16 protein-coding genes, 1 tRNA gene and 1 pseudogene are annotated in these 22,776 nt (G+C 57.6%); 8 read left to right on the top strand and 10 right to left on the bottom strand.

The annotated features are described in order from the left end of the window. Window positions 1-547 precede the first annotated feature (547 nt). The 5 genes from betB to ilvC form a co-directional block, all read right to left on the bottom strand. The gene (betB, locus tag IEX85_RS03915) at window positions 548-2,005 is read right to left on the bottom strand and encodes a betaine-aldehyde dehydrogenase (RefSeq protein WP_188858526.1); all 1,458 of its coding nucleotides are present in this window, start codon (window positions 2,003-2,005) and stop codon (window positions 548-550) included. 26 nt (window positions 2,006-2,031) lie between these two features. After that, window positions 2,032-2,631 (bottom strand): transcriptional regulator BetI, encoded by a 600-nt coding sequence (gene betI / locus IEX85_RS03910; protein WP_188858524.1) that lies wholly within the window; start codon window positions 2,629-2,631, stop codon window positions 2,032-2,034. A gap of 234 nt (window positions 2,632-2,865) precedes the next feature. After that, the gene (locus IEX85_RS03905; RefSeq protein ID WP_188858522.1) at window positions 2,866-3,480 is read right to left on the bottom strand and encodes a DUF938 domain-containing protein; all 615 of its coding nucleotides are present in this window, start codon (window positions 3,478-3,480) and stop codon (window positions 2,866-2,868) included. 93 nt (window positions 3,481-3,573) lie between these two features. Beyond that, entirely contained in the window at window positions 3,574-5,100 is a 1,527-nt protein-coding gene (locus tag IEX85_RS03900) for a diguanylate cyclase domain-containing protein (RefSeq protein WP_188858520.1), read from the bottom strand. A gap of 196 nt (window positions 5,101-5,296) precedes the next feature. Next, a complete protein-coding gene (gene ilvC, locus IEX85_RS03895) occupies window positions 5,297-6,313 on the bottom strand; it encodes a ketol-acid reductoisomerase (RefSeq protein ID WP_188858512.1) in 1,017 nt (338 codons plus the stop codon). A gap of 185 nt (window positions 6,314-6,498) precedes the next feature. Between ilvC and ilvY the strand changes: the two genes are divergently transcribed. Continuing rightward, window positions 6,499-7,383 carry an HTH-type transcriptional activator IlvY gene (ilvY, locus tag IEX85_RS03890; RefSeq protein WP_188858510.1) on the top strand — a complete coding sequence of 295 codons (885 nt, stop codon included), beginning with the start codon at window positions 6,499-6,501 and terminating at the stop codon, window positions 7,381-7,383. A 223-nt stretch (window positions 7,384-7,606) separates the two neighbouring features. Here ilvY and IEX85_RS03885 read toward each other — a convergent pair whose 3' ends face one another. Further along, window positions 7,607-8,029, bottom strand: coding sequence for a c-type cytochrome (locus IEX85_RS03885; RefSeq protein WP_229721784.1), 423 nt, complete (start codon window positions 8,027-8,029; stop codon window positions 7,607-7,609). Between the two features lie 520 nt (window positions 8,030-8,549). Here IEX85_RS03885 and IEX85_RS03880 point away from each other — a divergent pair. The 3 genes from IEX85_RS03880 to IEX85_RS03870 all read left to right on the top strand — a co-directional run bounded on the left by IEX85_RS03880 (window position 8,550) and on the right by IEX85_RS03870 (window position 11,193). Beyond that, a tRNA-Arg gene (locus tag IEX85_RS03880) sits at window positions 8,550-8,626 on the top strand. 198 nt (window positions 8,627-8,824) lie between these two features. Further along, window positions 8,825-9,739: a nuclease-related domain-containing protein gene (locus IEX85_RS03875; RefSeq protein ID WP_188858506.1), complete on the top strand. Its 915-nt coding sequence runs from the start codon at window positions 8,825-8,827 to the stop codon at window positions 9,737-9,739. Window positions 9,740-10,218: 479 nt separating this feature from the next. Then, on the top strand, window positions 10,219-11,193 hold the full coding sequence (locus IEX85_RS03870; protein ID WP_188858504.1) for an integrase: 975 nt from the start codon (window positions 10,219-10,221) through the stop codon (window positions 11,191-11,193). Between the two features lie 144 nt (window positions 11,194-11,337). On the opposite strand, the gene IEX85_RS03865 is transcribed toward IEX85_RS03870, so the two are convergent. From IEX85_RS03865 to IEX85_RS23940, 4 genes and pseudogenes are all read right to left on the bottom strand, one after another. After that, a complete protein-coding gene (locus IEX85_RS03865; protein WP_188858502.1) occupies window positions 11,338-12,702 on the bottom strand; it encodes an McrC family protein in 1,365 nt (454 codons plus the stop codon). A gap of 14 nt (window positions 12,703-12,716) precedes the next feature. Continuing rightward, window positions 12,717-15,245, bottom strand: coding sequence for an McrB family protein (locus IEX85_RS03860; protein WP_188858500.1), 2,529 nt, complete (start codon window positions 15,243-15,245; stop codon window positions 12,717-12,719). Further along, window positions 15,242-15,502: a hypothetical protein gene (locus tag IEX85_RS03855; protein WP_188858498.1), complete on the bottom strand. Its 261-nt coding sequence runs from the start codon at window positions 15,500-15,502 to the stop codon at window positions 15,242-15,244. The genes IEX85_RS03860 and IEX85_RS03855 overlap by 4 nt, the downstream gene beginning before the upstream one ends. Window positions 15,503-15,688: 186 nt before the next feature. Next, window positions 15,689-15,892: pseudogene (locus tag IEX85_RS23940) on the bottom strand (M48 metallopeptidase family protein); the annotation flags it as partial. A 417-nt stretch (window positions 15,893-16,309) separates the two neighbouring features. Here IEX85_RS23940 and IEX85_RS03845 point away from each other — a divergent pair. The 4 genes from IEX85_RS03845 to IEX85_RS03830 all read left to right on the top strand — a co-directional run bounded on the left by IEX85_RS03845 (window position 16,310) and on the right by IEX85_RS03830 (window position 22,776). Further along, window positions 16,310-17,707 (top strand): sigma-54 interaction domain-containing protein, encoded by a 1,398-nt coding sequence (locus IEX85_RS03845; protein ID WP_229721782.1) that lies wholly within the window; start codon window positions 16,310-16,312, stop codon window positions 17,705-17,707. Between the two features lie 97 nt (window positions 17,708-17,804). Beyond that, a complete protein-coding gene (locus IEX85_RS03840; protein ID WP_188858495.1) occupies window positions 17,805-20,099 on the top strand; it encodes a DEAD/DEAH box helicase family protein in 2,295 nt (764 codons plus the stop codon). Between the two features lie 32 nt (window positions 20,100-20,131). Further along, complete coding sequence (locus IEX85_RS03835; RefSeq protein ID WP_188858493.1) at window positions 20,132-21,613, top strand: type I restriction-modification system subunit M; 1,482 nt, start codon at window positions 20,132-20,134, stop codon at window positions 21,611-21,613. Further along, window positions 21,610-22,776 carry a restriction endonuclease subunit S gene (locus tag IEX85_RS03830; RefSeq protein ID WP_188858491.1) on the top strand — a complete coding sequence of 389 codons (1,167 nt, stop codon included), beginning with the start codon at window positions 21,610-21,612 and terminating at the stop codon, window positions 22,774-22,776. Before IEX85_RS03835 ends, IEX85_RS03830 begins: the two co-directional genes overlap by 4 nt.

Below are 22,776 nucleotides of genomic sequence, written 5' to 3'. Positions count from 1 at the left end.
CGGCGAGATGCCGCTCCCACGGAAACCGGATATTCGGCACCCATCGTAGGAGGCGCGCCCCGCGGCGAACAGGTTTGGCACCGTGCCCGATCATTCGCGGCGGGGCGCCGCTACGCCTGGCGTAATATCGCATTGCCTCCGGGCCTGTGCATAACAGAATAGTGGATAACCTTACCCATAAAGAGCCGTCAAACTATGCACAATATCTGTTTACCACCCTGTGGATAGCCATGTGGCAACTGCCCGGCACTTGCATACAGAGCCCGTGGTAGCTGTCGCTGTGGAAATTGATCAAGGAAGCAGCCAAAGTGGTTATATACGGCCTGTGGAAAAGAATCAAAGACAGGCTGCAGACATCATACCCACAGTTTCCACAGATTTATCCAAGGATGGAGGAGGAGGGGCGTGGAAAAATGCTCGTCCCTGAGCATAAGGTTGCCGTCCCTGGCAGAGGCTCTTGTGAGCCAACGCGCTGCTGTGTTCAGACGGGCAAAGGCGGGAAGCTCGTCTCCCGCCCGATGACCCGGTTTGGCTTGAACTGGCGGTGTCAGTAAGGGCTTTCGAGCTCGCCAAGTTCGACGAATACGCTTTTGGTCTGGGTATAGTGATAAAGGCTCTCGATGCCGTTCTCACGACCGATACCGGACTCCTTGTAACCGCCCACCGGCATCTCCGCCGGCGAGGCGCCCCAGGTGTTGATCCAGCATATGCCGGCCTGCAGCTGTGCGATTACACGGTGGGCGCGGCCGATATCGCGGGTGAAGACGCCGGCGGCCAGACCCACTCGGGTGTCGTTGGCGCGACGGATCACTTCGTCTTCGTCGCTGAAGCGCAGCACCGACATCACCGGACCGAAGATTTCATCGCGCACGTTTGGCATATCGTCGCTGCAGTCGGCGAAGACCGTCGGCTCGACGAAGCAACCGTTCTCGTGACCTGCGATCGAGGCACGACGTCCGCCGCAGACGAGGCGGGCACCGGCCTGCTGCGCCGCGTCGACGTAGCCCAGTACCTTTTCAAGGTGCTTTTCGGAAATCAGGGCGCCGATCTGGGTGTCCGGATCCAGCGGATCGCCGATACGCAGCGCGCGGGTACGCGTCTCCAGCTCTTCGAGGAAGGCATCGTAGATATCATCGTGCACGAATACACGGGTTCCGTGGGTGCAGACCTCGCCCTGGGTGTAGAAGTTGGCCAGCAAGGCGCCGGAAACCGCGGTTTCGACCCTGGTATCCGGGAACACGATCATCGGCGACTTGCCACCCAGTTCCATGGTGACCGACTTCAGCGTCGTCGCGGCGGCGCCCATTACACGCTTGCCGGTACCGCACTCGCCGGTAAAGGAGACCTTGGCGATATCCGGATGGTGAGTCAGCATGGAACCAACGCGGCCGTCGCCCTGGACGACGTTGAAAACGCCGTCCGGCACACCGGCCTCGGTGAAGATCTCGGCCAGTTTCATCGCCGTCAGCGGGGTTTCCTCGGACGGCTTGAAGATCATGACATTGCCCGCCGCCAGCGCCGGCGCCGACTTCCAGCAGGCGATCTGGATCGGGTAATTCCAGGCGCCGATACCGGCGCAGATACCCAGCGGCTCGCGCCGGGTGTAGTAGAAATTGCCATTACCCAGATCCTGGTAATCACCCTGAATCTTGCCGGCAAGGCCTGCGTAGTACTCGAGCACGTCGGCGCCGGTGTGGATATCCACGACCTCGGCTTCCTGCAGCGGCTTGCCGGTATCGAGCACCTCCAGACGCGCGAGTTCATCGTTGCGTTCGCGCAGCAACTCGACGGCGCGCAGCAGAATGCGGCTGCGTTCGGTACCGGTCATTGCCGACCAGACCGCAAAGCCTTCTTTGGCGGAGGCAATTGCTGCCTCGACATCCGCCTCGGCGGCCTGCTGAATCTGTGCCAGCACCTCGCCGGTGGACGGATTGCGGGATTCGAAGGTTTCGCCGCTCGCCGCGTCCCGGCAGCGGCCATGAATGTACTGGGTAATAGTGTTCATGATGTCTGTTGGGTCCTGCGCTTGAATTAGGATTTACCGATCGCCGGCGGCAACTGCCGCTCGAGGTAATCGGTGATGATTCGCTGTGCCAGATCGCTGTTGATGCCTTCCGGCGCCAGGGCGCCGCGCAACCAGATGCCATCGATCAGGGCCGCGATTCCCTGGGCGACGAACTGGGCACGCTCCGGATCCAGCACCTGCTTGAGTTCGCGCCGCAGATGGGACAGCAGGCGCTGCTCGTTGACGCGCTGTAGCCGGAACAGCTGCGGGTGGTGCATCGCCTGAGACCAGAACGCCAGCCAGGTCTTGACCACCTTGCGGTCGATCTGGCTCGGGTCGAAGTTCCCGCCGACAATTGCCTTGATCCGGCCCACGGTATCGCCCTCGTCGGTCGCGGCCAGACGCTCGCGTACGCCTTCGGACAACTGCCTCAGCACCGAACGCATCGTCGCCTCCATCAGGCCATCCTTGCCGCCGAAATAGTGGTTGATGATGGCCGGAGAGACGCCGGCGTACCGGCTGATGACAGCCACGCTGGCCTTCTGCAGTCCGTGGGAGTCGATGGCCTCCATGGTGGCGTTGATCAGCTGCGGCTTTCTGATCTCCGGCATCCCGACTTTGGGCATGCGATGCACATCCTCTTTTTTAATTAAACGATCAATTAAGAAAAGATTGTCACCTTGGCGCCGCTGTGTCAACCCGAAAGACACGAATGACGCCAACAGCTCCGAAAATGAGGGAAAATCGTCAAAAAAATACCGGGGTGGAGAGGTCACGACTGAGCGTTGCACCCCGAGGCACCGGACGATCGAAAACGCAGGATAGCAGGCAGGGGCGGGGTCTGCCTGGCTTCGCGCCAGCTAGATGGATGATGCTGCGGCACCGCGCCGCCATACCAGCAACTGGTTGTTGGCGGGCATGGCAAAGTCGTGCTCGAGCGTCAGGCCCGCGGCCCGTGCCAGCGCGTCCACCGCTTCGAAATCGCGGATGCCGCTGTGCGGATCGCGCAACCGCAGCCAGCGATCGAACTCGGCATTGCTGGGGCTGCTATAGTCGCCTCCGTAGCGGAAGGGCCCGTAGACGCACAGCAGACCGCCCGGCGCCAGCACCCGCCCGACGCCGGCCATCAGCGCCTCCACTTCCGACCAGCCGACGATATGCAGCGTATTGGCGCTGAACACCGCATCCCAGGGTCCAGCCGGCCAGCGCTCCGTACGGACATCCAGCTCCAGCGGCGGCAAAATGTTGTCGCATCCGTTTCGGGCCAGATTGATACGCAGTGACGCCAGGTTCGCCGCCAGATCGGTGGGCTGCCAGCCAAGCGCCGGCATCGCGGCGCTAAAGTGCACCGCGTGCTGCCCGGTACCGCTGCCTATCTCCAGCAGCCGGCAGCTGTTCGCGAGCAGCGGCGCCAGACGCTCCAGAATAGGGCGCTGATTGCGGGCGCAGGCTTCGCTGTAGGTTGTCCAGTTCACGGGGCCTCCGTAGCGGCATGAACACGACCATTTTCGACACCGCCGCGAAAAGCTGTCAACTCCAACGGCGCAGGTGGCACGCCGTAATGGCTGTCAGCCGCCGACCGCCGCAGACACATCGCCACCGTCCCGGGTGTTCTTGTGCTGGTACATCTCGCGATCCGCCAGTCCCAGCAGCTCCTCGGCGTCGTTCGCATCGTCCGGGTACACCGCCAGACCGATACTGCCGGTTTGTCTCAGTTCGATATCGCCGACGCGGAAAGGCGCCTCGAACAGCAACTCGAGCTTGTAACGCACCCGGCGCAACTGCTCGTCGCCGTCCAGCATCGGAATCAGCACGATGAATTCGTCGCCATGGATACGCGCCACCGTATCCTCGCCCCGCATCGACTCGCGCAGCCGCACCCCGATCTGGATCAGCAACTGGTCACCGACATCATGGCCCCAGAGGTCGTTGACCCGCTTGAATTCGTCAAGGTCGAGAAAGAACACCGCCACCCGGCTCGACGTGCGTTGCGCCGACCGGATCGCCTGTTCCAGACGGTCGATCAGCAGGTTGGTATTGGGCAGGCCGGTCAGGTGGTCGAAGTGGGCCTTCTGATACAGGGTCTGCTGCTGCTCCAGCAACCGGTGACGGGCGCGGCTCACCCTCAGCAAGATCCATCCCGCCTGGGCCACCAGCAGCAAGCCAGCAACGAAGAGCCCGGCTAGCAGCCAGATGTCCAGCGCCTGCCAGGACGGCAGGTACTCTATCTCGAGCCGCAGCGGCTGCTGCTCGTCGTCCATGTCGATTACCCGTTCGAAAACCGGCAGCGGCAGCAACTGACTGGCTTCGCTGCGATGCTCCAGCAACAGCCCCCGCTCGCCGAGCGAGCTGTCGGGGTGACGCAGCCGCAGCTGCAGCCCGGGCATATCGAGTGCCCAGCCCGGCAGCAGCGCGGACGCACGCACTACCAGCAATGCATAATGCTGATAGCCGTGGATGGTTGGCGGTGCGCCATGTCCGAACCCGCTGTCGACCGCATGGTAGAGCAGATAGCCGCGGTTATCGGCAAGCGCGATGGGACGGGACAGACCGCCATCCTTGACTCCTCCGAGCAGGCCACTCAGGACCGACGAGCTTTCCGCCATGTCCATGCCAAGCAGGCCCCGCGCCTCGGGAAGCTCCGGCTCCAGCAGCACCACCGGATAATAGGCCGGCGGCAGCGTGGCCCCTCCCTCGCGCGGCGGATGGATACTGAAGCCACGCGCGCTGAACTCGCTCATATCCTTTTCGAACCGCCGGCGCTCGCCCGCCGGCACTTGGCTGGCTAGCGCCAGCATATAGATCTGCGGATGGTGCTGCAGCAGACGCGCGGCGTAATTTCGGGCCAGCTCGAGATCCAGGACGGGAAGCGTGGAGAGATGGTGCGAAAAACTCTCGAGCGACAGCTCCCGCAGGTTCAGCTGCATGGCCAGGTGATGGCGCAGGTTGTCGGCTACCTTGTCGACCCGCGCATCGAGGCGACGATATTCCAGGTTCAGCACACAGACCACGAACAACAGGGTCGCCAGTACCCAGACAACAAGGTTGCTCATCAGATGAGGGCGCGGAATGAGGGCGGCGGGGGAGCGCTCCATGCTGTAGTCCCGGTTCGGTTGGTTTAGCGTTAACTGAAATGATCACCCCAATCGGCGAAACGATCAAGAAAAAGCCGCAATTCCGGAGATCCGGCCAGTCCTCCCCGAAAACAAAAAACCGGTAGCGGGCCTGCGCCCGGTACCGGTTCTGTCGTCAACCGCGCACTTACGTGCGCGGCGCTGGCAAGGAGGAGACTTAGTTCTTCTCTTTGTCGACCAGCTTGTTGGCAGAGATCCACGGCATCATCGCACGCAGACGCTCGCCGACCTGCTCGATCGGGTGAGCAGCGTTGTTGCGACGGTAAGCGGTCATGGAAGCGTAGTTGGAGGCGCCTTCCTGTACAAACATCTTGGCGTATTCGCCGTTCTGGATGCGCTTCAGAGCGTTACGCATGGCAGCGCGGGATTCGTCGTTGATGACCTCCGGACCGGTAACGTACTCACCGTACTCGGCGTTGTTGGAGATCGAGTAGTTCATGTTGGCGATGCCGCCTTCGTACATCAGGTCGACGATCAGCTTGAGCTCGTGCAGACACTCGAAGTAGGCCATTTCCGGCGCGTAACCGGCTTCGGTCAGGGTTTCGAAACCGGCCTTGACCAGTTCGACCGCACCGCCGCACAGCACAGCCTGCTCACCGAACAGGTCGGTTTCGGTCTCGTCCTTGAAGGTGGTTTCGATGATGCCGGTACGGCCGCCGCCGACACCGCTGGCGTAGGACAGGGCAACGTCTTTCGCCTTGCCGGAAACGTCCTGGAAAACGGCTACCAGGTCGGGGATGCCGCCGCCCTTGACGAACTCGGAGCGAACGGTGTGGCCCGGAGCCTTCGGCGCGATCATGATGACGTCCAGATCCTTGCGCGGCACGACCTGGTTGTAGTGGATGGAGAAACCGTGCGCGAATGCCAGGGTAGCGCCTTCCTTCAGGTTCGGCTCGATCTCTTCACGGTACAGCTGGCCCTGGAATTCGTCCGGGGTCAGGATCATGACCAGATCGGCGGACGCGACGGCGTCGGACACGTCGGCAACTTTCAGGCCAGCGCCTTCAGCCTTGGCGCGGGAAGCGGAACCGGCACGCAGACCGACGGTGACGTCGACACCGGAATCCTTCAGGTTGCAGGCGTGGGCGTGGCCCTGGGAGCCGTAACCGATGATGGAAACTTTCTTGCCCTGGATGATCGACAGATCACAGTCTTTGTCGTAATAGACTTGCATGATGAATTCCTGAATCTGGGTGAATGTGTTCGCTGCAAAGTGGCCGGTTGCGGCTCCGGCGACTCGATGGCGTCAAAGATAAGGGATAAAAACCGTTGCGTAAAATGATATATTTGCAACATTATATTTCATAATTCGCAACACAATATCGCGGGCATCCCGTCTGCCGCAATACAAGGAGTCCCATGGACAGCCGCAGCCTGCAGCTCTTTCTCAGCCTCTCGGAAACGCTGCACTTCGGGCGTTCCAGCGAGGCCTGCCACGTCAGCCCTTCGACCCTGAGCCGCAGCCTGAAGCAGCTCGAGGACGACCTGGGCGTACGGCTGTTCGAGCGCGACAACCGCACCGTGACCCTGACCCACGAAGGCCGGCTGTTTCAGCATTACGCCCGCGAGGCGCTGGCGCAGTGGGACCTGATACGCAACTCCCTGCTGGCCGAGGCGGACGAACTGCACGGCGAGATCAGCATGTACTGCTCGGTGACCGCCAGCTACAGCTTTCTCTACGAGATACTCAGCCGTTTCCGCCATCAGTACCCGCGTATCGAAATCAAGCTCCATACCGGCGACCCTGACCAGTCGATCGCAAGGGCCCAGGCCGGGGACGAGGATATCGCCATTGCCGCCCGGCCCGACAACCTGCCCGCGGGGCTCGACTTCAAACCGATCGCGGAATCGTCTCTGCTGTTCATCGCCCCGACCGGCGACCTGGGTTTCGAACTGCCGCCCGCCGGTCACTCGAACGCCGATGACTGGTCGGAGGTGCCGATGATCCTGCCCGAAGGCGGCGTCGCCCGCGACAGGGTCGACGAATGGTTCCGGGCGCTGGCAGTGAAGCCCAGGATCTACGCCCAAATCGCCGGTAACGAAGCCATCGTCAGCATGGTGAGCCTTGGCTTCGGTATCGGCGTGGTGCCGCGCATCGTGCTGGACAACAGCCCGCTGGCCGAGCGCGTGAAGGTGCTCGACGTGCGCCCGGAACTGGCGCCGCTGGAGGTCGGGCTGTTCGCGCTGCAAAAGAAGCTCAAGAACCCGCTGATCCGTGCCTTCTGGGCGCAGTTGCAGGGGTGACGGGTGACGGGTGACGGGTGACGGGTGACGGGTGACGGGTGACGGGTGACGGGTAGGGTGCCGGTAAGCGCAACGAACCGCACCATATCTATCAGATTTCCGATCGCAGGAGCGGCGTACCCAAACTTACGGGCACTTCTCCGCCGCGAATTGGGCCGCGCCCCCATAAAAACAAAACCCCGCGGCTGCGGGGTTTCGTTGGTACGGCGGTCACGCGCAGATATTAACCGGCGCTGTTGACCATGTGCTCGATAGCAGCCTTGATCTCGTCATCGGAGCAGCTGGCGCAGGTGCCGCGCGGCGGCATCGCATTGATACCGTTGATGGCGTGGTCAAGCAGGGTGTCCATGCCCTTTTCAGCGCGAGCGGTCCAGTCGCTGGTACCGAACTTCGGTGCGCCAGCAACGCCGGTGCCGTGGCAAGCCGCACAACTGGCGTTGTAAACCTCTTCGCCGCTGCGCCCGCCGCCGGCAGAAGCGGTAGCTGCCGCAGCCGCGCCGCCGCAGCTGTCGTCGCCTTCCATGCAGACTTCGCCGACCGGCTTGATCCGCTCGATGATCTTGTCGTTGTCGGTAGCCGCCTGGACGGAGGCCACCAGCGCAACACCCAGACCCAGGGCGCAGAGCGCAGACGCAAATTTGTTCACAGTCAGTACCCTCATTACTTTGCAAGAATTCTGCGCCTCGATTCACCGCCGGACGCTCCGACAGGGAGCCGCAAAACCGGGGCAACGACGCAATGGCGTAATTGGCGCAAAAGTATACCGGCAAATGCCCATTACGGAAACGGGGCTTTAGCGCCTATCGCCCCGCGACAAGGCAACGCTTGCGCAGGGCAGCCTGCACATCGGCCAGCTTGGGCGCGGAATTAGCATCATAGTAGGGCACCTTGAACGCAGCGAATCGTGCCGCAGGAATCGCGGTGGGCGGTGGGTGGCTTGGTGAGCGGTGCTAAGAGTACAACGCAAACGGGAAAGCGCCATCCGTGGCCTGCTCCCTGCCAATACGTGTCCTGATCGGCTCAGAAGCAACTCTAAAGGGCGGTCGTGACAGAACGGTGACAGCGAATATGATCACCCTTTGACCAGCCTTCCCCACGCGACGAAAAGGGCTTGGCAAACGCCTTAGCAATCCGTAACATAGCCGCCTGCAAACAACTTCCTTTGCGCGCCCGTAGCTCAGCTGGATAGAGTAGCAGGTTCCGATCCTGTTGGTCGGGGGTTCGAATCCCTCCGGGCGCGCCATCTTTTCCTTCCCTTGTAAGTCCTTGTTTACCTTCGGAAAGTGCTACTCCATCCACCCGAGCCACGGGCGCGCATGGAAACACTTGCGAGTGGCTAAACTACGTCTGATCACAATCTGATCACAGTGACGCCTATTTGCGGTTCCGGGGGAACGGCCTATGATGCCTTCTCTGACTGATCACGGATGGATAGAAGCACATGGAGTGGCTTTCGTCGTTCTACGCCGTTGGCGTTGTCCTCACCTTATTCCTCGGTCCGCTGATGCTGCTGGTTGGCGTCATTCTGTATCGGAGAAAGCTACAGTCGCGCAGTCGTACTTCACCGCTCACCGCCAATCTGCTACGTCCGGCAGGTTTCACGCTACAAAAGCAAATCGACGCCCTGCAGGACGATTTGTCCGAGTGCTTTTTGGCGATTCCCGTCATGACGACACTGGCGCCGTTAATGCTCTTGATGCAGGCAGAGTTCTTCGACAAAAGGGCAAGCCTGGCAACCTGGATGATACTGTCAGGCATCACTGCAATAGCGGTCGGGTACTACGCCTGGAAGGCGCTCAAAATTGTGAAGCAGCTTGGGCACCTGAGACTGGGTTATGCATGCGAAATGGCAGTAGGTCAGGAGCTGGAGCAGATCATTCGTCCCGCCGAGCGGCCTTACCGCGTCTTTCACGACATCCCGTTTGAAGGCTTCAACATCGACCATCTGATTGTCACACCGTCCGGCGTCTTCGTGATCGAAACGAAGGGGCGTTCAAAGCCTCTAAACTCCGGCAGCAAGCAGTTCAAGGTTCGACTGGAAGGCAACGCTCTTCATTTTCCGAATCACATCGAACGCGCGCCGCTGGAGCAAACCCGGAGAAATGCGCAATCGGTTCGCAAATGGCTTGCCGATGCCACTGGCTTCGAAGTCCCGGTTGCGGGCGTGCTAGTCCTCCCCGGGTGGTACATCGAGCGCAAACAACGCTCCGTTGATCCATTTGTCATGAATGCGGCTGAGCTGACACAACAGCTACCCAAGCTACGTGCAGGAACACTTGAGGCCGGACAGGTAACTGCTGTCGCGCACCAGGTGGCACAGCGGGTGCGTGATGTAGACCGAGAGCGGGTGCTGTGAGCTGAACACTCCCGACAGCCTGCGGCTTGCCGACGAGCTTCAGACCTGACCAACAGCCTCAGACACCGTTGTTCACCCACGCCCTGAACAACAAGGGGAACCAGTAACCACGCGGGTTCCCCTTTGTTTTACCCCATCATTGCCGTTCGCGGGGACTGTGCCGATCACAACCTGATCACACCGGACTGACTTTTCTTACCACCGCATTCAGCCACGTATCGTCCCGATCCGGACGGTGCTAGTCCGACTACGACTGTCGCTGCTGCAGAAGCTCTCCTGAGACACCTCTTGGGTATCAATGACCCATAAATGCCAATCGAAGGATAGCCACTCCGTCGGCCTTCAACGCCAGCAGAACAGTCATCATTCTGACAACCATAGCCCGATCACAACTGCCTATCTTCCAAGCCCGACACCGTTTTGCCGGCATCTTAGAATCGTCATCAGCAGTCTCAGATGATGAAGTGTCGGACAGAAACATGGCGACAATCAGGAAGTTACGCAACAAGTGGCAAGCGCAGGTCAGACTCAAGGGACACAAGCCGCAGACCAAGTCATTCACGCTCAAATCTGATGCCACAGCATGGGCACGGCAAGTCGAAGCCGCGATGGAACGGGGCGTCTTTGTCGACACCGCTGTAGCCGAGCGTATGAGCGTTAGAGACGCGATCGAGCGCTACCTATCGAGTATCGCGGATGAGCACAAACGTCGCATAGAACTCTCTACAGCGCGGCCTGTGATTGCCACTCTGGGGCATGTGTCGCTGTTCAACCTCACCAATCAACACTTGGCGGACTTCAGAGATCAGCAATTACAGACCGTGGGACCCACAACCGTTGTGCACCGGCTGTCGCTTTTGAGCAAGGTACTCAATGTCGCCTATCGGGAGTGGGATGTGCCGTTCCCGAAGGGTATTCCGACGGTACGCAAGCCGAAACGCCCCCGTGGTCGTGATCGCCGTCTGCGAGCTGGTGAGATGGATCAGCTACTGGAAGCGCTGTCGGAAACACCAGTGGTACAACAAATCGTGATCTTGGCAGTAGAGACAGCAATGCGCCGGGGTGAGCTAGTCAAGATCCAGTGGCAACATATCAACTGGGTCGCCCGGACGCTGCACATACCCGAAACGAAGACCGGCGTGCCACGTGACGTACCGCTCTCTGAATGCGCTGTCACTGTATTGAAGGCTGCAGGTATTGGCGTTCAGCAGCAGGGGCGGGTCTTCAACATCCAGGCCGATAGTGTCTCCCAAGCGTTCGAGCGGGCCTGCAAACGCGCTGGCATCAAGGGGCTTCGGTTTCACGATCTGCGCCACGAGGCAACGAGCCGGTTCTTCGAGATGGGACTGAACACAATGGAGGTGGCGACGATCACCGGGCATAAGACGCTGGAAATGTTGAATCGCTATACCCATCTGCGTGCAGAAACCTTGGTCGACAAATTGGTATCCTGAAATTGGCCCTATTGATGTATTGGAGTAGTCGCCGGAGCGATAATTACATCTTCGTCGCCTTGGACGTCAGGGGGGCGAATGCAGGGGGATTCGTTCTGGGGCTCGGTTTCCTCAGAGCCTTGGCACACGGCATATATAACCCAGTCATTCGGCAGCCGTAAACTCTGAACCGGTGGCTTGGAGAAGTCTGCTAGCCAAGAACACACCCACGAACGGAGCGCCTTCCGGTACGGACAGGCGCCGCGATCTGAGGCAGAACGGTAGCACCCACAGGCGCAGGTCCTTGGACTTCGGAAACTCAAAGACAGGCAGCGCCTCGTGCAGGACATCAGTCTTAGGGTAGATCAGCACCACATCACCTACGCCGTCAAGGTAGCCTTGACCGTATGCATATAGCTGATAGAAATCGCCCTGGCTCAATCCATATTTCTCTGAGCCGTTGTCCTTCCTACCGTCGATCAGCTTCCACTTTGTGTCCAGCACCAGCCGATTCCTGCCTCCCTCAGTGACCAACAGATCGGGCTTCAAGCGAAACCAGTCTCGCCCACGATGCCGAACCAATGATAAGGCGCGTGTCTGCGCTTTCAGGATGAAGGATGGCGCCAACTGACGGGCCAGGTGCTTGGCAACGAAGGCCTCGAACACCGACTCCATTGGGAACAGCAATGACGGAGCGTGATGATCTCCCGCACCGGTGAGCGGCGACGCGCTCGCCAAGATCAGCCTTGCCCACGCCAACGCATTGTCATAGTGCATCATACCCCGATCGAGTCGGACTCGCTGGAAATCATGAGCAGGCACATCCGACACAGGCACATCAGCGAACACGAAACACAACTCGCGAGCGAGTTGTTGGTTTGCCTGTGAAGTTGAGGCCAAGAGCGCGCAGCGCAGCGCGCTGTGAAGCAATCGGTTTTCGGGACGGTTGGTCGAGAACTCGTCATACTCGGCAAAGAAGCGATCCCGACGACAAAGGTTCTGACGCAGGTGCTGCGCCACATGTAACTTCCCGCGCAGCGCGAACAGATTCTCCTCACGCACATGGTAACCACCGTGCAGCCCGCGTTTGACCACGTGATCGACGGATTGGAGAAACTCCGCGATGAAGACCTCCAGCAGCGGCATATGCGTCGCCTTAAGTTTGGCGCTATCCGTCTGGATATGCCGGAAACCACCTAGGCAGCGGAGCATATCGATCAACAATGTGCGCGCATCTTCCACCCCACCGCCGATGGCCTTGCCAACCTTGGGCAAAACCTCGATCTGAAAGCCATCCGGCACCCGAATCACGCCAACAAAGCCTGTCAGCTGTACAGCTCGCCGTCCCCGCCGTTGCGTTAGCCGCAACCAAGAACGCGTGTCGCTCTCAACCCGATCAGACAAGTACAGTGCCTGCGACTCAAGCCAATCGAAAACTTGAGCCGGCACGCTGTGGAGATTAGCGCCCTCCTGCACGCCTGATTCGCTCCCCACCAAGGCATCAAACTCGAAGCAGGTAATACAGTGCATCCGCGGGCTCCCCATCACGAATGCGTCGGCTGGTAAATGCCGATGTAAGCCAAGGGTTGGGCGAACGCTGATTCCTGCAAGGAATAGCGCCTTTTGGCAGCATACATGTCGAGCCCGTGATCATTGCCAAACAGCTCAGCCAGATCTTGCTCATGATCATCCGCCTCGATAACAAAGCGCGTCGCAGGATCGGACTTCTGGTTGTCGGCCATTACCAGCCGGATCTTCTGCCAGTCTTCAAAGAAGTATTCCTCCAGTAACGGCAGGATGCGGTTGCGGAATGTCTTGGTGAGCGACTCGAACCGTTCGCGGCCATCTGGTGTTTTCACCAGATGTGTGAAATAGGCATGGCCGATGGTGTGGTCCCGATCGTATAGAGCCTCGATGCGCTCGTTGATGCATTCCAGCATTCGCCGTACATCGATAACGTTCGCAGGCAGAGTGACCACTAGACCGGCCAGCGGCGCACTGTCCGGATCACCCGAATCCTTCTCCGCCCGGGTATCGGGCATCAGCGGCACAAATTCGAAGCGACGGCGCAAAGCTGTGTCCAGCAAGGCCAGCGAGCGATCGGCAGTGTTCATCGTGCCGATGATGTCGACGTTGGCCGGCACGGAGAACTTTTCGCCCGAATAAGCGAGGGTTACTTCTGCTGGCGGCGAATCGCCATCGAGTGGGTCACGCTTGTCGGATTCGATTAGTGTGATCAGTTCGCCGAAGATCTTGCTGATGTTACCGCGGTTGATCTCATCGATGACCATCGCAAACCGCTGGTCTGGAGCCTGACGTGCCTTGCGGCACAACTCTTTGAATACACCAGGGCGGATCTCGTAAGCCACTTCGCCAGTTTCATCATCCGCCCCCGCCAGCAACGGCCGCAGGCCCTCGACGAACTCCTCATAACCGTAAGACTGGTGAAAGGTGACGAAGCTGTACCGCTGTACTGAACCGCGGTCTTGCGGGCCCAACCCGAGCTGGTCGACAAGTGCGACCAGATCCGCACAAGCCTCTTGCCAGTCTCCTGCAAAGCACCATACCGAATCCGCCATCTTATCGAACACAGCAGGACCAAGACGCTGCTTGCTGTTGACTGTAGTGGACTCAAGCGGTGTGTGGTGTTGAAGTGTTCCCCACAGCGTCTGCTTAATGCCGTTGCGGCGCCCTTTGGCGTCTGCAATAGCTTGAATAAACGGATGCTCAGCCAGCTCTGGCACCTTGGCCTTACCGCCAAGGTCATACAGCGCGGCAGCCGTTCCTTCCCACCACTTCAAAGTCGCGACCTTTTCTGCGATGAACTGGTTGCGCCAGGCCTCCGCTGAGATCGACTGCGCCGTCTGCTCATATTCACGCTTTAGCAAACGGGCCAGGGCATACGTCTTCCCGGTTCCAGGTGGTCCGTAATAGATGCGGTTGATGCAGGGAGAAGCTGACTTGCTGGGTTTCATCGCCGGCGTTGCGGGTGTCGGCAACGGTGAGGTCGCCACTTCTCTGCCAAGGCTTGCCGCTTCGATCGGTTCACCAGCCAGCGCAGCCACCTCTGCCAAGTCCGCGCCAAAGAAGGGTTTGAGCAAGGTGGATTCGAACTCTGGCAAATCATGCTCACCGACTTTCCAGAAGGTAGAATTGCCTTGCGGCGACCAGCCCTTGGAATTGGCGGTATAGCGATCGGAACGCTGGGCGGCTTTGAGCTCACGATAGCTGCGCTGCAACCAGCCATCACCTTTGGCGCAAGGCATGGCTTCGGAGGTGAATTGACCAATGCGCTGTGGGCTGTTGCCGTGGCAGAGGAAGAACAACGTGCCTATTGATGCTTCGGCGAACTTCTTGCCTTGTTCCTTGCCGGTGTCGCGGTGCATTACTGCCCAGTGGTCGTCTAGATACTGCTGACGCTCGGCATCAGTAAAGTTGGGCGGGTTGCCGTGCGATAACTTCCAAATCTCCAGGTTCTTCTGGCTCCACGCCTCCCAAACTTTTTGCCCAAACTCTAGAATTCCCAGATCGGGAGGCAGTTTGGCCAGCGTGGCCTTCTGCAATGCAGCCATGTTCTGGTTCGCGGCGTCGCCGACGTAGGCTGCCAGCGGTGCCCGCTTGAAGATGTCCACTATCACCGGCGCCTGCCGGTTCTGGTAGTGGAAGGCGATTTTCCATTTTACTGCTTCCCCTAAGTGCTCGAAGGCCTCGATGCCATCCACATCACCTTGTGCAGACAAATCCGCCACCTCCGCGACGTAGCTCCGTACCTTCTCGAAGGCTTCCTCTGCCGTCGCGCCAAGGGATGAATACCAGCCGTGGGTGTCGGAGTAGCTCAATTTGGCGCCCGACTCCTTATTCTCGGTATCTTTTCGCGAGAACACTTGGAACTTGAACGACGATCCACCCCAGATGCTGCCAAGCTCATCGAGACGTGACTCGATCCAATAGGTGAAGCTATCCTTTGAGCCCACCTGAGTGTACTCGTCTAGCGTCATCGAGGTCAGCCGTGAGCGGGGCCAAGCGGCGAGGAACTCGTCCCACAGAGCGTATTTCTGTTGGAAATCAGTCATCGAGAGACCTCCACGCTTGCGTCGATCAGCAAGTAGCAAGAGGCCGCTAAATCTGTTTTGCAGAGATCACTAAATCCGGTGCAATCGCCGGTATTGGCCACTATAGAGCCGATGAACTCTTCAGGCTCTGTGCTGGCGTTAAATGATACGGTGTATAAGGAAGTCCGCACCCACTTGTAGCGTCCCCGCCCTACAGCAGCGGACGCATGTGAAAAGGGCTCGCTGAAATGACAGATCGGCGGCTTGATCTCGTCCATGTTGTCTTACTTACTCCATTTATTTCTGATCTCGGCGCACTGCACGTGGCGAACTTGCTCTCATCATACCCTCCTGTCGGCATAGGAGGGCAGTCCGATGGCAATGATCGCGGAAGTCGTCTTGAGGGGCTTTTTCCTTAAGCCCCGATCAAAAAACTGCAAAATCAAGGATGAATACAGAGGGTCTTATAGACCGTCAACATCCATTCCGTGCCGGGCCAGCCACAGCTTGCGCTCGTCGTAAACCGGCATCGCACGCTCCAGCCGATGCCAGAACTCGACGGAGTGGTTAGGCCCATACAGGTGCACCGGCTCGTGCATCACAACGTACTCGGCGATTCGGGCCGGCAGCAGAATCGTCTTCCAGTGGAAGTACAAGGTGCCACCCCGGCCACAGGAACCTCAGCGGAATCTCAGGTCCTGCACCTTGATCGTTGTCGGGCTGACTTCAAGCCACTGCGCGAAATCTTTGACACGCAGCCAAAGCAATTGCCTGCCGCGTTCGCTTTAACAGCAGATGAAGTGCTACGGACTTTCAGTACCGCAACCTAACGCAAGCGAATTCAACCGTTGACCTACGTTATGGGCTAATCCTAATCAGTGACAAGATTGAGTCTGTGATGACGCCCGAGATAGAGAAAAGCCTCGCTCTACCACCCGTCAAGACATACAATAATTTTTATGTTGCCACACAAAAAGTTATAGCCAATGTCGATCTTGCTAGCGTGGCTAGGAAATACAGACCTCCGCGCTTCCGAATCAACTGTTTCCAGTGACAGAGGCCCCATTCTTAGCGCGGTCCAAGCTATGGACTTCTCGACAGTTCATTTGTTATCCGATCATTCGGCCTCGACTACTCGTGCATATGCCCGATGGTTAGGTGGCCAATCCAATGCAACTGTCTCAGCACATAACATCAAGCTGACCAGCCCGACAAGCTTTGAAGAAATCTTCAAAGCCGCCAGAACCGTGATCAACGAGGTTCAGCAAGCTTCGAAAGCTGCTCCTTTAGTATTCCATCTCAGCCCCGGCACTCCGGCTATGGCAGCAATCTGGATACTGCTCGCCAAGACGCAGTACCCGGCTCGCCTGATCGAATCATCACGTGAGCATGGCGTCAGGGAGGTCAACATCCCGTTTGAACTTTCAGCTGAATATGCGCCAGTTCAGGACCAGAGGGCCGACGAGTCCCTTACACGACTAATGCAGGGCCTCCCTCCCGAGTCACCAGCCTTCACGTCCATCATTCATCGCTGCGCAGCCATGAAGCGAACGGTGGCCATGGCGCACCGCTTGGCCCTGCGTGATGTACCGGTGTTGATTCAAGGTGAATCCGGCACGGGCAAGGAGCTTTTTGCGCGCGCGATTCACCAGGCTAGTCCGCGAAGCACACAACCGTTCATAGCGGTGAACTGCGGTGCCATTCCTCAGGAGCTGGTTGATGCAGAGCTCTTTGGCCATGAGAAGGGGGCCTTTACGGGAGCGACGACCGCTCGCGCTGGCTACTTCGAGTCCGCTAATGGTGGCACCTTGTTTCTAGACGAGGTTGGCGAATTGCCACTGGCTTCACAAGTTCGTCTACTACGCGTTCTTCAGGAATGCGAGGTCACCCGCTTGGGTTCCACAAAGCCTAAGGCGATCAATGTTCGTATTATCGCGGCCACTAATCGCGTGCTCCCTCTAGAGATACAGTCAGGGCATTTCAGAGAAGACCTGTTCCACCGCTTGGCGGTGGGGGTTTTGCAACTGCCTCCCCTGCGGGAGCGTGAGGGCGACCTCAACTTGCTGATCGATTCGATGCTCGCAACCATTAACGTGGAAGCAGCCTCGCAACCTGGCTACCAACATAAAAAATTAGACACTTCAGCAAGAAATCTTATTCTTCGCCATTCTTGGCCAGGAAATGTTCGCGAATTGCACAACACCTTGCTACGTGCCAGCATCTGGGCCACGGGCGACACAATCACTGGCGAAGACGTTGCCACTTCTTTGGCCGTAACAATGCCTACCAAAGGTGAAACTGTGCTTGGCCGCCCGTTGGAGCACGGGATTTCGCTGCCAGAACTGATCGCTGATGTCGCCCGCCATTACTTGGAGCGCGCCATGGTGCAGAGCCATGGCAACAAATCTGAAGCCGCTCGTCTGTTAGGATTGGGCAGCTATCAGACGCTCACCAATTGGCTTCAGAAGTATAAATCTGGGTAGCTGGCACAACTTGTGCTTTCCATTAAGTCAACCTGCAAAATTTTTTATTATCCTAGTCGCGATATAAATCTTACTAAACGTTAATGAGGCAACCTGAATGGCGCGCAACGAACGACTGACCTGTAAGGAACTTATCGAGCCCCACTTGGCGACGATGGGTTGGTCGTGGCAGGAACAATTGCGAATCGGGCCGGGGCGGGTCAACCTCACTGGCGAAACGATGTATGACGAGACACAGTCGATCATCGCGGATTATCTTTTGCGCTTTAATGGCGTGCCGCTAGCCATCCTGGAAGCCAAGTCCGAGTCCGAAAGCGCGGCTGATGGTATGCAGCAGGCGTCCCGCTATGCCCGTCGCCTATCCCTGCGCTTCTCGATTGCATCAAATGGTAACGACTGGATCCTAACCGACAATGATACTGGCGAATTCGAGTCGCTAAGCTCTCCGCCGTCGCCTGAGGAACTCATAGCCCGCATGGGCGCGTCGGTCGACTGGTCCCTCTGGGAGAGCGCGTTCGCAGCCGGCTACCACTTTGACCAAGTTTCGCGTAAAGGAGTACGTCCCTACCAGGATGTGGCAATCAATAAGGCCCTGTGGCAGTTTGCGCAAGGTAATAACCGTGTCCTACTGCTCATGGCCACCGGTACTGGCAAGACCTTCACCATATTCCAATTGGTGTGGAAACTCCTCAACGGCAAGGCGCTCAATCGGGAACACGTGCTGTTCCTAACCGACCGAAATAGCCTCAAGGACCAGGCCTACCGCGCCTTTAGCGCTTATTCTGCTTCCGAACGCGTGCAAATCGACAAAAGCACAGTTGCCCAAGGCCAGCATCTGGTGGGTAAAGTGTTTTTTGCTAACTACCAGAGCCTAGATGAAGAGTTGGAAGGCAAGAAGGTCTATGAGCATTACGACCCTGACTTCTTCGATCTGGTGGTTGTTGACGAGTGCCATCGCTCGGGATTTGGCGACTGGTTCGGCGTGCTCGAACATTTTAGCGATGCTTTGCAGTTGGGTCTGACCGCTACGCCGCGCGAGTTGGAGGAAGGCGAGCGCGCGTTGACAGATGAAGAAAAGCGCCGCGATACCCAGCATTACTTTGGTAATCCGGTCTTCACGTACAGCCTCAGACAGGCTATCGAAGATGGATACTTGGTGCCTTACCTGCTGGAAGAGCGAGTAACAAATGTCGACGAAAGCGGTTACACCGGCCCGGACGGCAAACACTACACTACTGCCAATTTTGAGCGCGACATCCGCATGCCGGACCGTACTCGAGCCATCGCAGAAGACCTATGGGAAGCGCTGGGCAAGTACGAATTGCGCGACGAGAAAACTATCGTCTTCTGTGTCGATGACACTCATGCAGCATTCATGGCGCAGGAGCTGCGCCGACTCTCGGGTAACAATGACTATGCAGCCCGCATTACCCGTGCCGAGCGCAACAGTCATCAGTTGGAACGTAACTTCGCAGTCGTAGGCCCCAGCAACCCGCGTGTCGCTGTCACTGTCGATCTGCTGACAACCGGTTTTGACGCACCCGATGTCAAGAATGTTGTATTTGTGCGACCACTACGCAGCGCTATCCTCTATAAGCAAATGAAAGGGCGTGGCACCCGGTTATGCGAGGACGTAGACAAGCGCTACTTCACTATTTTCGACTACTCGGGTGCCAGCCAGTTGGAAGATACCGAGTTCGACGGTCATCCAGCCAACCGCCAGAAGACACAAACCGCTAGCAACAAGCCCAAAAAGAAAAAGGGCGAAGACTCCACTCCGAAGCTGGTAGGCGAAGGCATCTCGGTGGTCATCTCTACCGAAAACCGGTATGTCTGCCTAGCTGACGGTCGCAAAGTACCATTCGAAGAGTACACGGAGCAATCGCGCGAGTTCATCCTTGATGTCAGCCACAAAGGCATGGATGAGCTATTACGCATCTGGATCGACAAGGGAAGCCGGCAGGAACTGCGCGAAGCCCTGCGCGACCATGACATCTACCCCTCGGCTTTCAGGCATTATCTCGACCTGCCGGATGTTGATGACGTGGACATCTTGGCCAAGATCGGCTTCCAACTGCCGCGTGTGCCCAACCGAGCAGACCGTGCCAACCGTCTGTGGGATGAAGACCAACTCTGGCTGCTAAATCATTTGGGAGAAGTAGCGTTACCTGAAAACCAGCGCTTTAAAACCCATCTGTGGCAAACCGCGCTAGATCACTACCGGTTATTTGGCATCGATGATCTAGAGCAGGCTCGTACCTACAGCGCTCCGCAGTTCGTCGATCAGTTCGGCAACTTCACCATGCTAACCCGACGCTACGGGGGACCTGCGGTGCTCAAAGCCGATCTCGAGCTGATCAAGCAACACTTATATGTGCCCATGGCTGCCTGATGCTGTCAAGGCATAAAACAAACGGAACAGACATGACCCTTAACAACACAGACCACCGCCGCGCAGAAGTACAGAAGATCGTCAAGAACGCCTGCGATCAGCTCAATGCGGAAGGAGTGGACGCCCGCAACTATGTGGAACAGCTTGCCTGGCTTTTTTTCCTTAAGGCCTTCGACGAAACTGAAGCCCGCAAGGAGGAGGAAGCGGCCTTCGACGACACGCCCTATGTGCGTCGACTAGCTGGCGAATACGCCTGGAACCACTGGGCCAAGAACACCGACCACCCTGACGAGATGCTGGAGTTTGTCGATGGTAGGCTGTGGATCAAGCTCACTAGCCCCGACCCCAAGATGGGACTGGGCGACGACGCTCTGGCACAGCGCTTTCGCCGCATCTTCGACAACGTGCGTAACTACTGCCGCCGGGGCGTATCCTTCGCCAAGGTTGTACAACAGGTCGACAAACTGCACTTTTCCAGCGAGACGGACGTCATTATCCTCTCAAAAATCTATGAAGACCTACTCAAGCGTGTGGCCGCCGACTCAGCCGGATATGCCGGCGAATTTTACACCCAGCGGCACATCATCCGCGCAATGGTGCAGGTAGTGACGCCACAGGCAGGCGAACGTATTTACGATCCGTGCTTCGGAACCGCAGGTTTTCTAGGCGAGGCAGCTGACCACATTCGCAGCAACAGCACGCTGAGCACCGGCCAGCTCGACGAGCTTCAGCACCAAACCTTCTATGGCTTGGAGCTCAAGCCACTGACCTACCTGCTGGGCTCAATGAACATGATCCTGCATGGTATCGAGGGGGCAAACTTCGAGCTGGCCAACACCCTGGAAGTGCATGACCAAAATGTAGCAGAGAAGGACAAATACCAAGTCATCCTCGCAAATCCCCCTTATGGCGGTAAGATGGCGCAGGAGCTGCAGACCAACTTCCGCGTACGCTCCAGTGCCACCGAATGCCTGTTCCTGCAACACATCATGACAAACCTGGCCAAAGGTGGGCGTGCGGCAGTGGTCATTCCCGAAGGCGTGCTGTTCCGTGGCGGACCGGATCAAAAGGTTCGCAAGGAACTGCTGGAGCAATTCAAGGTGCATACCATTCTGTCGTTACCTGCGGGCTGCTTCCTCCCATACACCGGCGTCAAGACCAACGTAATCTTTTTTGACCGCCCTGAGGATGGCTCGACCACTGACTCTATATGGTATTACGAGCTCACCAACGATGGCTTTGAACTGAAGCAGACGCGCAAGCCGGTGGCAGGGAGCCAATTGCCTGACTTCCTCGCCAAATGGCAAGACCGCGCGGATAGTGCGAACTCTTGGACTATCTCGTTGGAGGACATCATGGCCAATGGCTTCGACCTCTCGGCCAAGAACCCGAATAAAGTGGACGACTACGAACACCGACCGGCATTGGAATTGGTGGTGTCGATCAAGGCCAAAGAAGCACGGATTAATGAGCTTTTGGACGAATTGGAAATTCTGCTGGAGCGATCCGAATGACTTTTGCCCCGAACTGGCCTGTCTACAAGCTTGGTCAGCTCGCCGAGTACATCAACGGTCGAGCTTTTAAACCTGAAGACTGGGGACATACAGGGCTACCAATCGTTCGGATCCAGAACTTGAATGAGCCCATGAAGCCCTTCAACTACTTCTCTGGCTCGTATGCAGAAAAGCACAAAATTGAATCAGGTGACGTTCTGTTTTCATGGTCGGGCACACCAGGCACTTCATTTGGTTGTTTTATATGGAATCGCGGTGAAGCGCTGCTCAATCAGCACATTTTCAAGGTAAAAGTTAATGAAGAAATAGTCCTACGGGAGTATTTCGTTTATGCAACGAACAGCCGACTTGAGGAGATAATTAATTTGGCACATGGTGCAGCAGGATTGCGCCACATTACGAAAGCCAAGTTGAAAGAGGTCGAGATCGCAGCTCCATCTCTGGATGAACAGCGTCTAATCATAGGCAAAATAAAAGACTTCCTAGAGCGAGTGGATGAGCTAGAGACTCTGCGCAAAGCATCCCTAACAGAGCAAGCCTATTTAGCCGAGTCACTCATTGAAGCCGAGCTGGCGGGCCTAGAAGGCGAGGAAGTCGCAATGGCCGATGTATGTGAGATTGTATCTAGACTCATAAACCCTCGTGAGGCTCAGTATCAATCAATGTTGCATGTTGGCGGAGCCAACATCGAAAGCAAGACAGGCCGTCTTGTCGACTTAAAAACTGCGTCTGAGGAAAATCTCAAATCTAGCAAGTTTGTCTTTGACGAATCGGTGGTGCTTTATAATAAGATTCGCCCTTACCTGGTGAAGGCAGCACGGCCTAATTTCTCAGGTCTGTGCAGTGCGGACATGTATCCGCTTACACCCAAAAAAGGGCGTGCATTGCGTGATTTCATTTACTACGTGCTGATGTCACGTCGTTTTACGGATTACGCCATTGCTGGATCGAACCGCGCTGGCATGCCCAAGGTCAACCGTAAACATCTCTTCGCATATCGTTTCAAGCTGCCTTCGATAGCTGTCCAGAGGAGCGTCTGTCAGCATTTAGATTCAGCTATCGAATCGGTGCAGTTTCTCAGCAAGGAAATGAAAGTTGCTGAGACCGAAGCGGCTCAACTGCGTGATGCCATCCTGCGCAAAGCTTTCGCCGGGGAGCTCTGA

It is taken from the genome of Marinobacterium nitratireducens (genome assembly GCF_014645375.1).
Taxonomy (GTDB): Bacteria; Pseudomonadota; Gammaproteobacteria; order Pseudomonadales; family Balneatricaceae; genus Marinobacterium_A; species Marinobacterium_A nitratireducens.
This window is presented reverse-complemented; position numbering and strand designations above follow the sequence as displayed.